This window comes from Streptomyces sp. NPDC001135, assembly GCF_053598395.1.
Map to the genome: position 1 here is coordinate 49,587 of NZ_JBSFKD010000033.1, position 13,124 is coordinate 62,710.

General features: G+C 72.7%; 12 protein-coding genes and 1 pseudogene. 5 read left to right on the forward strand and 8 right to left on the reverse strand.

Going from position 1 to position 13,124, the window contains the following annotated elements; all coding sequences use genetic code 11:
- Positions 1 to 92: 92 nt before the first annotated feature.
- Complete coding sequence (locus tag ACWC94_RS32335) at positions 93 to 1,298, forward strand: FAD-dependent oxidoreductase (protein ID WP_450800840.1); 1,206 nt, start codon at positions 93 to 95, stop codon at positions 1,296 to 1,298.
- A 10-nt stretch (positions 1,299 to 1,308) separates the two neighbouring features.
- Positions 1,309 to 2,220 (forward strand): Gfo/Idh/MocA family protein, encoded by a 912-nt coding sequence (locus tag ACWC94_RS32340; RefSeq protein ID WP_450800841.1) that lies wholly within the window; start codon positions 1,309 to 1,311, stop codon positions 2,218 to 2,220.
- On the opposite strand, the gene lnt is transcribed toward ACWC94_RS32340, so the two are convergent.
- The 3 genes from lnt to ACWC94_RS32355 form a co-directional block, all read right to left on the reverse strand.
- The gene (gene lnt / locus ACWC94_RS32345) at positions 2,138 to 3,712 is read right to left on the reverse strand and encodes an apolipoprotein N-acyltransferase (RefSeq protein ID WP_450800842.1); all 1,575 of its coding nucleotides are present in this window, start codon (positions 3,710 to 3,712) and stop codon (positions 2,138 to 2,140) included. The genes ACWC94_RS32340 and lnt overlap by 83 nt on opposite strands.
- A 165-nt stretch (positions 3,713 to 3,877) precedes the next feature.
- On the reverse strand, positions 3,878 to 4,345 hold the full coding sequence (locus ACWC94_RS32350) for a nuclear transport factor 2 family protein (RefSeq protein ID WP_450800843.1): 468 nt from the start codon (positions 4,343 to 4,345) through the stop codon (positions 3,878 to 3,880).
- A 163-nt stretch (positions 4,346 to 4,508) separates the two neighbouring features.
- Positions 4,509 to 6,575 (reverse strand): restriction endonuclease, encoded by a 2,067-nt coding sequence (locus ACWC94_RS32355; protein ID WP_450800844.1) that lies wholly within the window; start codon positions 6,573 to 6,575, stop codon positions 4,509 to 4,511.
- Between the two features lie 158 nt (positions 6,576 to 6,733).
- Between ACWC94_RS32355 and ACWC94_RS32360 the strand changes: the two genes are divergently transcribed.
- Entirely contained in the window at positions 6,734 to 7,867 is a 1,134-nt protein-coding gene (locus ACWC94_RS32360; RefSeq protein ID WP_450800846.1) for a hypothetical protein, read from the forward strand.
- A gap of 227 nt (positions 7,868 to 8,094) precedes the next feature.
- Here ACWC94_RS32360 and ACWC94_RS32365 read toward each other — a convergent pair whose 3' ends face one another.
- Both ACWC94_RS32365 and ACWC94_RS32370 read right to left on the reverse strand, forming a co-directional pair.
- Positions 8,095 to 8,274, reverse strand: a complete 180-nt coding sequence (locus ACWC94_RS32365; RefSeq protein ID WP_094219654.1) for a hypothetical protein — start codon at positions 8,272 to 8,274, stop codon at positions 8,095 to 8,097.
- Positions 8,275 to 8,341: 67 nt separating this feature from the next.
- Positions 8,342 to 8,638, reverse strand: a complete 297-nt coding sequence (locus ACWC94_RS32370) for a hypothetical protein (protein WP_450800847.1) — start codon at positions 8,636 to 8,638, stop codon at positions 8,342 to 8,344.
- On the opposite strand from ACWC94_RS32370, the pseudogene ACWC94_RS32375 reads away from it, so the two are divergent.
- Positions 8,601 to 8,948, forward strand: a pseudogene (locus ACWC94_RS32375) (cupin); the annotation flags it as partial. The gene ACWC94_RS32370 and the pseudogene ACWC94_RS32375 overlap by 38 nt on opposite strands.
- A 93-nt stretch (positions 8,949 to 9,041) precedes the next feature.
- Here ACWC94_RS32375 and ACWC94_RS32380 read toward each other — a convergent pair.
- On the reverse strand, positions 9,042 to 9,512 hold the full coding sequence (locus tag ACWC94_RS32380; protein WP_450800848.1) for a winged helix-turn-helix transcriptional regulator: 471 nt from the start codon (positions 9,510 to 9,512) through the stop codon (positions 9,042 to 9,044).
- 125 nt (positions 9,513 to 9,637) lie between these two features.
- Between ACWC94_RS32380 and ACWC94_RS32385 the strand changes: the two genes are divergently transcribed.
- Positions 9,638 to 10,807 carry a thiolase family protein gene (locus ACWC94_RS32385; RefSeq protein ID WP_450800849.1) on the forward strand — a complete coding sequence of 390 codons (1,170 nt, stop codon included), beginning with the start codon at positions 9,638 to 9,640 and terminating at the stop codon, positions 10,805 to 10,807.
- A gap of 152 nt (positions 10,808 to 10,959) precedes the next feature.
- Here the strand turns inward: ACWC94_RS32385 and ACWC94_RS32390 are convergent, their stop codons facing one another.
- The gene (locus ACWC94_RS32390) at positions 10,960 to 11,727 is read right to left on the reverse strand and encodes a TVP38/TMEM64 family protein (RefSeq protein ID WP_450800850.1); all 768 of its coding nucleotides are present in this window, start codon (positions 11,725 to 11,727) and stop codon (positions 10,960 to 10,962) included.
- Positions 11,728 to 11,825: 98 nt separating this feature from the next.
- Positions 11,826 to 12,977 carry a glutathione-independent formaldehyde dehydrogenase gene (locus ACWC94_RS32395; protein ID WP_450800851.1) on the reverse strand — a complete coding sequence of 384 codons (1,152 nt, stop codon included), beginning with the start codon at positions 12,975 to 12,977 and terminating at the stop codon, positions 11,826 to 11,828.
- Between the last annotated feature and the right edge of the window lie 147 nt (positions 12,978 to 13,124).

Sequence of the window (13,124 nt, forward strand, 5' to 3'; positions counted from 1 at the left end):
GGGCGACCCTACCGGTGCCACTACGGCTGTAGTAGAGTGGCGTGCACTACAGATGTAGTACAGGTGTGGTTCGCGTGGAAGCAGGAGGAGCCATGGCACGGTCGGCCCGCGCGCTCGTCATCGGCGGCGGCATCGGAGGCCTGGCCGCGGCGGCGGCCCTGCACACCCGGGGATGGGACGTGACCGTGCTGGAGCGGGCCCCCTCCCTGGAGCCCGCCGGCGCGGCCATCTCCCTCGCCCCGAACGCCCTGCGCGCCCTGGACGTGCTCGGCATCGGCGAGGAGATCCGCGACCTCGCCGCCTGGCAGGGGGACGGCGGCCTGCGCACCCCGGGCGGGCGCTGGCTGTCCCGCTCCCGCGCCGAGGATGCCGCCGCCCGCTTCGGCGGGCCCCTGGTCCTGTTGCCCCGCGCCACCCTGGTCGACCGCCTCGCCGCCCTGCTCCCGTCCGATGCCGTCCGCACGGGGACCGCCGCGGTCCTCACCGACCCCGGCGACGGCCGACGGCCCGCCCGGGTCACCGCGGACGGCCACGAGCACGAGGCCGAGCTGGTGGTCGGCGCGGACGGCATCAACTCCCGTGTGCGCGGCGCCCTGTTCCCGGCGCATCCCGGCCCGGTGTACGCGGGGTTCACCACCTGGCGGCTGCTGATCCCGGTACCCGGCGTCGAGTTCGCCTCGCACGAGACCTGGGGGCGGGGCCGCATCTGGGGGACCCACCCGGTCGGGGACGGCCGGGTCTACGCCTACGCGGCGGCCCTGACCCCGGCCGGCGGGCGGGCGCCGGACGACGAGAGGGCCGAACTGCTGCGCCGGTTCGGCGACTGGCACGAGCCCGTCCCCGCCGTCCTCGCCGCCGCCCGCCCCGAGGACGTGCTCCGGCACGACGTCCATCACCTCGCCACGCCCCTGCCCGCCTACCACCGCGGCCGGACCGCCCTGCTCGGTGACGCCGCCCATGCCATGCCGCCGACCCTCGGCCAGGGCGGCAACCAGGCCATCGAGGACGCCGTGGTGCTCGCCCTCCTCCACGCTCGGCTGCGCTCGCACGGGGGGACCCCCGTCTCCGGCGACCTGGCCGCCTACACCGCCTCCCGCCTCCCGCGCACCCAGGCCATCGCCCGCCGGGCCGTCAAGATCGCCCGCCTGAACATGACCCGCAACCCCGCCGCCGTCGCCCTGCGCAACACCGCGGTCGCGGCCCTGTCGAAGGCCGGTCCCGCGCTCTTCCTGCGCGGCTTCGACGGCATCGCCGACTGGCGGCCCCCGTATGCTGCCGGAGAGGCAATCAAGCGGTAGGGGAGAGCTCGTGAAGGTCGGCTGCATCGGACTCGGGGACATCGCGCAGAAGGCGTATCTGCCGGTGCTGAGCACCCAGCCGGGGATCGAACTGCACCTGCAGACGCGGACACCCGCCACCCTGGACCGGGTCGCGGACACCCTCCACCTGCCGGCCGACCGGCGGCACACCACCCTCGACTCCCTGCTCGCCGCCGGCCTCGACGCGGCCTTCGTCCACGCGCCGACCGCCGTTCACCCCGAGATCGTCACCCGGCTGCTCCGGGCGGGCGTACCGACGTACGTGGACAAGCCGCTCGCCTACGAACTGGCCGACTCCGAGCGGCTGGTGGGCCTCGCCGAGGAGCGCGGGGTCTCCCTGTCCGTCGGGTTCAACCGCCGGTACGCGCCCGGGTACGCGCAGTGCCTGGACCACCCGCGCGAGCTGATCCTCATGCAGAAGAACCGGATCGGGCTGCCCGAGGAACCCCGCTCGATGATCCTGGACGACTTCATCCATGTCGTCGACACCCTGCGCTTCCTGGTGCCCGGCCCGGTGGACGACGTCACCGTGCGCGCCCGCGTCGAGGGCGGGCTGCTGCACCACGTGGTGCTCCAGCTCGGCGGCGACGGCTTCACCGCGCTCGGCGTGATGAACCGGCTCAGCGGCTCCGCGGAGGAGATCCTGGAGGTCTCCGGACAGGACACCAAACGGCAGGTGCTCAACCTCGCCGAGGTGATCGACCACAAGGGCCAGCCGACCGTACGCCGCCGCGGCGACTGGGTCCCGGTGGCCCGGCAGCGCGGCATCGAACAGGCGGTCCTCGCCTTCGTCGACGCCGTGCGCGCCGGCAAGGTACTCAGCGCCCGGGACGCGCTGGCGACCCATGAGCTGTGCGAGCGGGTGGTACGAGCGGTTCAGGACGGCCCCGCCGCGGCCTGAGCGCCCGCATGCCCTCGGTCGCGCACAGCGCGGCCAGCACCAGCAGCGCGCCGTGCACCGGCCAGTCGCCGTAGCGGACGTACGGCGTGACGCCGTGCGCGAGCGGTACGTCGTACACGTGCGCGGCGCTCGCGTCCGTACCGAGCCACGGCCCGAGCCGCTGCCCGCCCGGTCCGTACACCGCGGAGACACCGGTGAGGGTCGCGTGCACCATCGGGCGGCCGGTCTCGGCCGCCCGCAGCGCGGCCAGCGAGGCATGCTGCTCCGGCGCCCAGCTGCCCTGGAACGTGGAGGTGGCGGACTGGCCGAGGAGGACGTCGGCGCCGTCCTGCGCCAGGTGCCGGCTCATGTCGGGGAACGCGGTCTCGAAGCAGATCAGCGGGCCGATCCGCAGCCCGTGCCCGACGTTCATCACGACCTGCTCGGTGCCGCGCCTGCGGTCCTCGCCGGCCGCCTTGCCGACCGAGGTGGCCCAGCCGAGGAGCGAGCGGGCGGGTATGTACTCGCCGAAGGGGACAAGTCGCATCTTGTCGTACCGGTCGCCGGTCGGGCCGTCCGGGCCGACCAGCACCGAACTCTTGTAGATGCCCGGCAGGCCGGAGCGGCGCGCGTCCACGTTCACCAGCACATCGGCGCCGGTCCGACGGGACAGCGCGGCGATCCGCCGGGCCAGATCGGGGCGCTGGTCCAGATCGAAGCCGACGCTGGACTCGCCCCACACGACCAGGTCGACGCCCTGCCCGGCGAGCTGCCCGGTCAGCTGTTCCTCCCGGGCGAAACGCTTGTCGCCGCTGTCCTGCCCCTCCACGACTCCCGGCTGCACGACGGCGATCCGGACCCGACCGTCGGTCTGCGGGCGCGGCGCCCACCCCCACGCCGCCGAGGCCGCGGCGGCCGTCGCGACCAGCGAGGCCACGGCCGGTACCCGGGCCTCCCGCACCGACATCAGCACGGCCGCCGCCACGTTCACGGCCACGATCAGGAAGCTGAGCAGCCACACCCCGCCGACCGACGCCAGCCGCAGCGCGGGCGGCACCTGCCACTGGCTGGCGCCGAGCATGCCCCACGGCCCGCCGAGCCCCTGCCACGACCGCACCAGCTCCACCGTCAGCCAGGCGGACGGCAGCACCAGCAGCGCGGCGGCGCCCCGGCCCGGCCCGGGCCGCCCGCCGAGGAAACGCCGCACCAACAGGCCCCAGGGCGCCCACAGCGCGCCGAGTAGGGCGGCGATCAGGAAGATGAACACGTGCAGATTCGGCAGCAGCCAGTGGTGCACGGCCACCAGATAGCCGAAACCGCCGCTCCAGCCGTCGTACGCCGCCCGCCGGAGGGTCGGGGCCGAGCGGGCCAGCAGGATCCAGGGGACCAGGGCCACGTACGCGAACCACCACAGGGACGGCGCGGGGAACGCGAGCACGGGCAGGGCACCCGCGAGGGCGGCGGCGCAGGAGCGGCGCCAGGGGGAGGTCAGCCAGTGGTTGATCGTCCTCATGTGACCCTCCCTACCCAGCGCTTACTCCAGTGTGCGCGATCTCCCGCGGGGTGGTGAAGCGGTGCGCGGCGGAGCTCGGGTCGGGCGGTCGCCGGACGGGTGCGGGCCCGTGGGGGCCGGTCGCGCCCCCGCGGCGGAGCCGCACCTCGCTACAGTGCCGCGCCCCTAAGGGGTCGCCGTGCCCTCGGCCTGGAGGCGTCGCCACTTTTCCTCGACGATCACCTCGCGCAGGCGCCAGCCCTCCGGTGTGCGGAGCAGCGCGAAGGCGTACCGGCCGCCGCAGACCAGGTCGGGGCTGCCGTTCGCGGTGAACCGCATCGGGTTCACGTAGTCGGCCCGGACCGCGGCGGTGTCGCCCGTGTCGTGTTCCAGGAGGCCGAACCGCACCTGGCGGTTGACGATCAGGTGCTGGCGCATGGCGAACAGCGCCAGGTTCTCGGCGAGCCACCCGGCGATCTGCCCCGCGTCGCCCTCGATGCCGCCGGCCGAACGGTAGTCGGCCCGCCCGTCCGCCGTGAACAGTCCTCGGTACGCCGTCCAGTCGCCGTCGTCCACCGCCACCGCGTACGCGGTGATCAGCTCGTCGACGGCCAGCCGGTCCATCACGGTCGCGAGCTCCGCGCGCTGCGTCATCGGCACAGTGTTGGGCATGGCGGGCGCGGAGCCAAGAGGCGTGCCGGGACATTCGGTCATTCGTGTCAGCGCGGGACGCCTGCCTCGTCCAGGTATGGGTGCATGACTCCGCGCACGGTGACCCTCTCCGTTCGTCAGCGTGCGTCGCGAGCCCCCGGGGGATCTACTCCACCTCGATGCCGAAGTCCTGAACGAGTTCCTCCAGGCCGCCCGTGTAGCCCCTGCCGCCCAGGACGAAGTCCCAGTCGCCGTTCGACCTGCGGCGGAAGGAACCGAGTACCAAGGCGGTTTCGTGCGGTCGGCCGTCGGAGACCTCCAGCCGTCCCAACTCGGTCAGCGCCGGGTCGAGCAGGCGGATGCCGGCGTTCGTGAAGCCGGTGAGGTCCGCGTCGGGGTTGACGTCCGGGTCGATGGCGGCCACGAGGGCGAGCCGGTCGGCCTCGTCGGGCAGCCCGTCGAACGAGACGCAGATCGCGGCCTTGTCGGGAGCGGTGGCGGGGAGGGTGCGAACCGAGCCGTCCGGTGTCCGCGGGTTGTTGAAGAAGACGAAGTGATCGTCGCTGAGGACGCGGTTGCCACGGCAGACGAGGGCGCACACGTCCAGGGCGACACTTCCGGTCCACGACATGCCCAGGACGTTGTAGGTGCCGGGCAAGCGGGTTTCCGGCACCGTCGGCGTCGGCGGCGGCGGCGCTGGCGTGGGACGGGCGCCGTCGCCCAGGCGGCCACGCAGGCCGTGACGATGCAGCAGATCGACGAGTTCGGTGCCCGAGATCAGTTCCAGAGGCTTGCCGTTGGCGAAGGCGTGCGAGCCGGGGCCGAACCGCGACGTCGTCACGAGGACGCCCTTGTTGGCGCCGGTGTCCTGCACGGTCCCGTACAAGTCACGCACGGCGGTGGGCGGCACAGTGTTGCGGTAGCGCTTCACCTGCACGACTATCTTGCCGCCTCGGATCGGGGTCGGATCCAGCGCGTCGACGTCCACTCCGCCGTCGTTGGAGCGTTGGGTGGTGACCGCCTGCATCCCCATGGCGCGGAAGACATCGGCAACGAGATTCTCGAAGGCGATGGGATCCATGTCGTACAGATCGGGCTCGTCATCGCTGCCGTGGGTGACGACGCGGTTGCCGACCTCCTGCGGTCGGCGACTCGGCCGCACGGGCGTGAGCTGGTCGGGGCGGGCCGAGAGTTGCCCGCGCAGTGCGTCGGCGAGGCAGCTGCCGGCGTCCACCTGCGCCAGGTGCAGGTCGCGGAAGGTCGAACGCGGAGCCATGACGGTCGCCAGACAGATGCGGCCCGGCCGGCCCGTCGCAGGGTCGTGCCCGTCCACGAACCCGTTCAAGGTCACCGACTCGAGCGCGCCCGGCTCGTCCGCGGCGAAGAGTTCGTGCAGGACGAGCAGCATGCACTGCGCCAGGACCTCCCGGTACAGGGCCCGACGCTGACCGACCGGTCGGGGAGTCTCCTTGTCCTGGTCCGTGCTGGGCATGTACCGAACGGACTTGACCTCGGGGACGACAGCGTAAGAGGGCAGCTCCCAGTCCAGCACCAGCTGTCCGGCTGCCGAGTCGTAGGCCGCCGCCACCTGACGTGGGAAGTGCTCCGGCCACGCGGTCGAGACGTGGAGGGCGGCGGAGAAGTACTCGACCACGGAGTCCGGTTCGCGGCGCCTGACGCCCTCCATCAGCTCGACGACGCCGGCGTTGTGTCCGCGTACGTCGGCCAGCTGGGCATCGGCCCACCGCTGGTACTCCCGCTGGTAGGCCGCCACCTGCTGCTGCCGCCGGGCCTCCGCTGCCTGGGCCGCGTGCCAGTCCCGTTCGAAGCGCGCCCGCGCCTCCGCCTGTGCCTGAGCGCGGCGACCGGCAGTCCAGCCGCCCTGCACCTGGTAGTGAGCGAAGTCCGGCATGGGCACGGGCTGCGCCCATGGGCCGGGGGAGAAGGGCTCGACCTCTTCGGCGCGCATCAGGGAGGAGGCCCTGAAAGCCGGTGCCCGGCAGCCCGAGGCGAGAAGCCCCTGCAACGCCGCGACCTGTGCGTCGAGTTCCTCGGTGCGGCGCAGCGCCTCCGCCTGCCGGTACTCGCGGTGGCTTTGGACGGCCCGCCGCTGAAGGGCACGTGCCTGCTGCGCTTCCTGTCTCTGCCGCCGGGCCTCGGCCTCCAGCTGACGCTGCTGCTGCCTCTGCATCTCAGCCCAGACGCCGACCACGTCGTGAGAGCGACGACTCATGTGTTGCAGGCCCTCCCCAAGGCACCCTGGTTGTCCCCACAACCAGTTGTAACGGATCGACTTTATCCAGCGATGCCCGTTTCGCATATCCAGCCGGCAAGGACACCGTGCTTCGTCGGACGCGTTCCGTGTCAGTGGCCCCTTCTACTCTGCCCGTCATGAGCAGGTGGATGCGCGACACACAGGTCCTCGCGGAACAGGCCGCCCGGTACCGGGCCCTCGCCGAGCGCGGCGATCTACCGGAGCTGTCCCGCGCCGTGGTCCGGGCCGCGTGCCACAACGGCTCCATGACGGGCGTGGGGTCCGAGAACATGGAGCTCCTGCGGGCACTGCCGGACAAGGACCGGCTGGAGCTCGCCGGGGTGTGGGCCCGTTGGTATGCCGACGCGGAGGACGACTGGCCGGCCGGGGAGTTCCGTCGGGACTCGGGATACGTGCGCACCGAACTGCTCATGGCCGCATCCGGAGTCGTCCGTGGCCTCGACGGGGACCTCCTGGCCGCCGAACGCCAGGAACGGCTTGCCCGGTTGCGGGACCAGTACCTCATCTGGTCGACCCACCGGATCTGGGAGCTCGCCGATGCGGAACTCGCAGCCGGGCGTACTCCCGACGCGGCCGTCCTGGCCGCGTTCCGGCGCACACGTGCGGCGGCGGGCCTGCCGGGCTTGCGTCGTACACATGCGGCCGCGAACGGCGCGGAGAGGGGGATGCGGAATCTGCTGGCCCGTTTCCCCGGTCCGGCGCTCAACCCCGGTGAACCGTGGGCCGACGCGGCTCTCGAGGAAGCGGCTGCCGCGGGGGAGCCGTGGCAGCGGCTGCTGGAGCACGCGGCCCCCGTGACGGCCGACGCGCCGTCGGCGAAGTGGAGACGGACCGGGACGGCCCTGCTGGACGCCGTCGGCCCGGAGTCGGCCCGACGGGCGGTGCTGAGGTGGTTCGAGCTGGCCGAACTGGACCGAACCCTCCCGCTTATCGGCCATCCGCACCTCCCGTTCGACGTGAACGCCTGTCTCGACCCCTACAACTCCCAGGTCCTGCGTGGACTCGCCTGGATGCTTTCCCTCCTTCCGCCTCGGCCGGACACCGTCCATGCCCTCGTCCGCCTCGTCGAGACCTCCCTGGACCACCGGTCCGCAGACGTTCCCCGCTCGGCTCAGGTGGCCGAGGCGGGCGTCGTCGCCCTGGCGGGGATCGGGGACCGGACGGCACGCAGGGAGCTGGAGAATCTGAGCAGACGGGTCACGCACGCGGGCACCTCGCGGCACATCGACAGAGCACTCGCGGTGCTCTGACTTCCTGTGGACGACGTACTTCTGCGGCTGGTGCACCGAGGAGGAGGACGTGGCTCCGCCGGCCGCCGGGATCCACGGACCGTGCGGGCCGGTGAACCGGAGCGGGCGAGCGGGCTGTTGTCCCTGGAGCGGCCCCATCCGGTCGCGGACGTGGTGCTCACGCGTCCGCGGGCGGGGTGCTCACGCGTCCGCGACCGGGTGGGGCCGGGGGCGGAGCGCGACCCGCGTCAGGCCGCCTCGATGATCTCGCCGCGGATCGCCTCGGCCCACTCGACCACCAACAGCTCGTACTCCGCGCGTTCCTGGGCCGACAGGGTGCCGCCCGCACGCAGCCACAGCGCCCGGATCTGCTCGTTCACCTCGGCGGCAGAGCGCACGGAACCAGGGGGGAGGGAATCGGGGGACATGCGGACAGCCTAGGGGTAAGCACTGACACTGCGCTACCGTCCGGCTACGGGGAAGGTATGGGGTTGGTCACCGTCGCCCGCCGCCGCGTCCACGGTCGCTCCAGACCACCGGGCATATGCCGGACCGGGCCGCCGCGCGGAAGGCGGCGGAGGCGGCGGTGAAGTGCCCTGCCGGGCAGGCCCGTACGTCGCCGAACGCGCAGGCCGCGGCGGCTGCGGAGGGGTGGGAACCGTGCGCGTGAACGCCGGGCGGGTCGCGTACGTCCCCGGGACCGGAGATGTCCGAAACCGTGGCGGCGAGCCGCTGACGCCGTCGGCGGCGGGCCATCACCCCGTTCACGCCCGGCGCGGTCGCCTGGTTCACGCCGGGCACCGTCCACCGGCTGGTCAACGAGGACGACCTGCGCATCACCGTCCTCATGCAGAACAGCGGGCTGCCGGAAGCGGGGGACGCGGTGCTCACACTGCCGCCGGGGTACCTGACCGACCTGGTCCTGGAGGGCTACCGCGCCCCGCGGGCCGCCTCCGGCGCGCGGGCGCCGGCCGAGGCCGCGGGCCGGCATCCGGAGCGGCTGGCGGCGGGCGACGCCGCCCATCTCGCCGGGGCCGTCGTACAGGCCGGGCAGCCCGTCGAACGGGGGCGGTTCGGGATGTGCGGACGGCTGGACGTGTACGGCGCGCCGCTGTGGGTGCCGCGACAGGCCGTCCGGCGCCTGCGGGCCCGGCGTCGCCGGTCGCGCGGTTCCCCGTGCCCCCGCGGGGCGTTCCTACGCCGCCGTCGGACCCTTGATCGTCCACCCCGGCACCTGCGGATGGGCCCTGAGGTCCTCATGGCGCACCTCGTCGCCGCAGGCCCGGCAGGTGACGACCGGGACCAGTTCGTTGCCGCAGATGTGCTCGACGGCCATGGGCAGGTCGGTCCCGTTGCGGAGGTGCCGGTCGCCCCACTCCTTGAGTGTCATCAGGACCGGCTCCAGCTCCAGGCCCGCCTGGGTGGCCCGGTACTCGAAGCGCTGCGGGCGCTCGCTGTAGACGCGTTTGGTGAGGATCCCGGCGTCCACGAGCCTGCGCAGCCGGGCGGCCAGGATGTCGCGCGGGGCGCCGGTGTTGCGCACGAGCTGGTCGAAACGGCCGTTGCCCAGGCACACCTCGCGCAGGACGAGCAGTGAGTACTTCTCGCCGACCAGCGCGAGGGCGTCGGCGATGGAGCAGGGGCGCGGGTCTCTCGTGGCGGCCATGAAGGCCAGTCTAGATGAGGGTTTGATTTTCCAACTCTTCAGGCTAGGGTGAGTTTGGATTTCCTACTCACTGGTAGCTGCCGTGGCCCGCCACGGACAGCCAGGCGGCCAAGGAGGCCCCCGCCATGCGCGACGCAGTGATCGTCGAAGCCGTACGCACCCCGCTGGGCAAGGGCAAGCCGAACGGCTCCCTCGCTCACGTCCACCCCGTCCAGCTGCTCGCCCACACCCTGCGCACCCTGGTCGAGCGCTCCGGCGTCGACCCGGCACTGATCGACGACGTCATCGGCGGCACCGTCGACCAGGTCGGCGAGCAGGCCATGAACACCACCCGGTACGCCGTCCTCGCCGCCGGGTTCCCCGAGACGGTCCCGGCGACCACGGTGGACCGCCAGTGCGGCTCCTCCCAGCAAGCCGTGCACTTCGCCGCGCAGGGCGTGATCTCGGGCGCGTACGACCTCGTGGTCGCCTGCGGCGTGGAGTCGATGAGCCGGGTGCCGATGTGGTCCAACGTCCCCGCCGGCGCGGACCCCTTCGGCCCGGGCGTCGCCGAGCGCTACCCGGAGGGCCTGGTCCCGCAGGGCGTCAGCGCCGAGCTGATCGCCGCCAAGTGGTCCCTCACACGCGCGAGGATGGACGAGTTCGCGGTCTCCTCGCACCACAAGGCCGCCGCCGCGTGGCAGGGCGGTCTCTTCGACGCCGAGGTGGCACCGCTGGACGGCGTCGCCCGCGACGAGTGCGTACGGCCCGGCAGCACCCCGCAGATCCTCGCCGGCCTCAAGCCCGCCTACTACGACCCCGGCTTCGCCGAGCGCTTCCCGCAGATCGAGTGGAACGTCACCGCGGGCAACGCCAGCCCCGTCAACGACGGCGCCTCCGCCGTCCTGATCACCTCCAGCGAGACCGCCGCCCGCCTGGGCCTGCGCCCGCTCGCCCGCCTGCACACCTTCGCCGTCACCGGCTCCGACCCGCTGCTGATGCTGACGGGGATCGTCCCCGCCACCGAGAAGGTGCTCCGCCGGGCCGGACTGCGGCTGGAGGACATCGACCTCTTCGAGGTCAACGAGGCCTTCTCCAGCGTGGTCCTGGCCTGGCAGCAGGAGACCGGCGCCGACCTGGCCAAGGTCAACGTGCACGGGGGCGCCATCGCCCTCGGCCATCCGCTCGGCGCCAGCGGCACCCGGCTGACCACCACCCTGGTCCACGCGATGCGGGAGCGCGGCGCTCGCTTCGGCCTGCAGACCATGTGCGAGGCGGGCGGACTGGCGAACGCGATGGTGCTGGAAGCCGTCTGAGCGGTGGGTGCCGCACCGCTGAGTTGTGGATGACGCACCGCTGAGCGGTGGGTGCCGCACCGCGTTCCCGACCGTCTGCCGCGCCGTTGTGGCTGGTCGCGCCCGCGCGGTGGAGCCGCTTGCCGAACACGGCTCGCGCCGCTTGGGGGCGCCTACCGCGAGCGCAGATGGTGGCGCTTGCGCCAGGCCACCACCGCGCCCAGGAGCGCCGGTACGGCGATACCGGCCATCGCGATCAGGAAGGCGGGGGACGTCGGCGCCGAGGCGCGGGCGCCGGCCACCGCGTACGCGGCGGTGTTCGGGACCGACCCGAGGGTCGTGGCCAGCAGAAACGGCCACCAGTGCATGCGGGAGACGGCGGCGCAGTAGTTCGCCGCCCAGAACGGCACGCCCGGGAAGAGCCGCGCCGCCATCATGGTCCGGAATCCGTGCCGGCTCAGCTGTCCGTCGGCCGCCCTGATCCAGCGGCCCCGCAGCAGCGGGCGCAGCGCGTCCCGTCCGAGCGCCCGGCCCAGCCCGAACGCCACGCCCGCCCCGAGCACCGTGCCCGCCAGCGCCGTCGACAGCCCCAGCTGCGAGCCGAACAGCGCGCCCGCGGCCAGGTTGAGCAACGGCCGCGGTACGAACGCCACGGTGCACAGCCCGTACGCCACGGCGAACACCACGGCCGCCGCGGCCCCGCCGAGCTGCGGCGGCCAGCCGTGTGTCAGCAGCCGCTGCGGCTCGAAGGCCAGCACGCACGCGGCGGCACCGGCGAGCAGGGCGACCAGCAGCGACAGCCGGGCGTAGGGATGGGCCAGCGCCCGCCCGCAACGCCCGGTGAACCCGACGTGGGACAGGGGCGGCACGGGAACGACGAGCTCCGTGGCGGCGACCCGGGGAGAGGCCGTGGCGGTGCCAGAGCGGTTGGCATCGAGCATCCGGTGACAGTAACCGAAGAGGGTGTGTGATCGCCGTCAAGCCTGCCGCACCGAAGAGGGCCCGGGCGCCCACGGCGCCCGGACCCGTCGCCCCTGCCTCACGCGGCGAGCGCGTGGCCTGGGTGGAGCACCACCTTGGTGTAGCCCTCGATCCGCTTGTCGAACTTCTCGTACGCCTGGGGCGCCTGGTCCAGCGGCAGCTCGTGGGAGACCACGAAACTGGGCTTGGCGCGCCCGGCGATGATCAGGTCGCGCAGCTGGCGGTTGTACCGCTTGACGTTGCACTGGCCCGTGCCCATCTGCTGGCCCTTCTCGAACATCTTGCCGATGGAGACCAGCAGCTGTCCGTGCTTGGCGTGCTCGTCCGGCCCGCCGGGGTCCGAGGGCACGTACAGACCCGGTACGCCGAGCATGCCCGTCGGCCGTACCGTCATGACCAGCTCGTTGAGGACGATGGCCGGTTCCTCGTGGCTGGCGTCGTGTGCCTGGGCCTGGTAGCCGACGGCGTCGACGCCCTTGTCGGTTCCCTCACCTCCGGTCTGTTCCTTGATCTGCTCGGCCGGGTCGCCCTTGGTGAAGTCGATGGGGATGGCTCCGATCTCCTCCGCCTTGGCGAGCCGCTCGGGCACCCGGTCCACCGAGAAGACCTTCGCCGCACCGCGCAGCAGCGCCGAGTAGGCGGCCATCAGGCCCACCGGTCCGGCGCCGTACACGGCCACGCTCTCACCGGGGGACACCTGGGCGAGTTCGCACCCGTGGTAGCCGGTCGGGAAGATGTCGGCGAGCAGCACGAAGTCGGTCTCGAACTCCTCGCCCGGCGGCAGCTTCAGGCAGTTGAAGTCGGCGTACGGCACCCGGAGCAGCTCGGCCTGGCCGCCGATGAACGGGCCCATCGCCACATAGCCGTAGGCCCCGCCGGCGAACCCGGGGTTGACCGTCAGGCAGAAGCCGGTCCTCCCGGCGAGACAGTTCTTGCAGAAGCCGCAGGCGACGTTGAAGGGCATCACGACGCGGTCACCCTCGGACAGGGAGGTCACGCCGCTGCCGACCTCCTCGATGATGCCGAGGTTCTCGTGTCCGAAGACGATGCCCGACTGGGCCGCCGTGCGGCCCTCGTACATGTGCAGGTCCGAGCCGCATATGGCGGTCGAGGTGACCCGTACGAGCACATCGTTGGGATGCTGGATCTGAGGGTCCTGGACGTCCTTCACCGCCACGCTGAAGGGCTCTTCGTAAACGACCGCTTTCACCTCTGTCACCTCCGCGTCGAGCGCCGGACGACGGCGGAGGGGAGGGGCCGCTGCCGAGGGGACGCACACGCGGGGGGAACGCACCCGGGGGCGCGGGCCCTCGGACTGTGCCGTGACCCCATGTGCCCGCTTCACCGCCGGTACTTC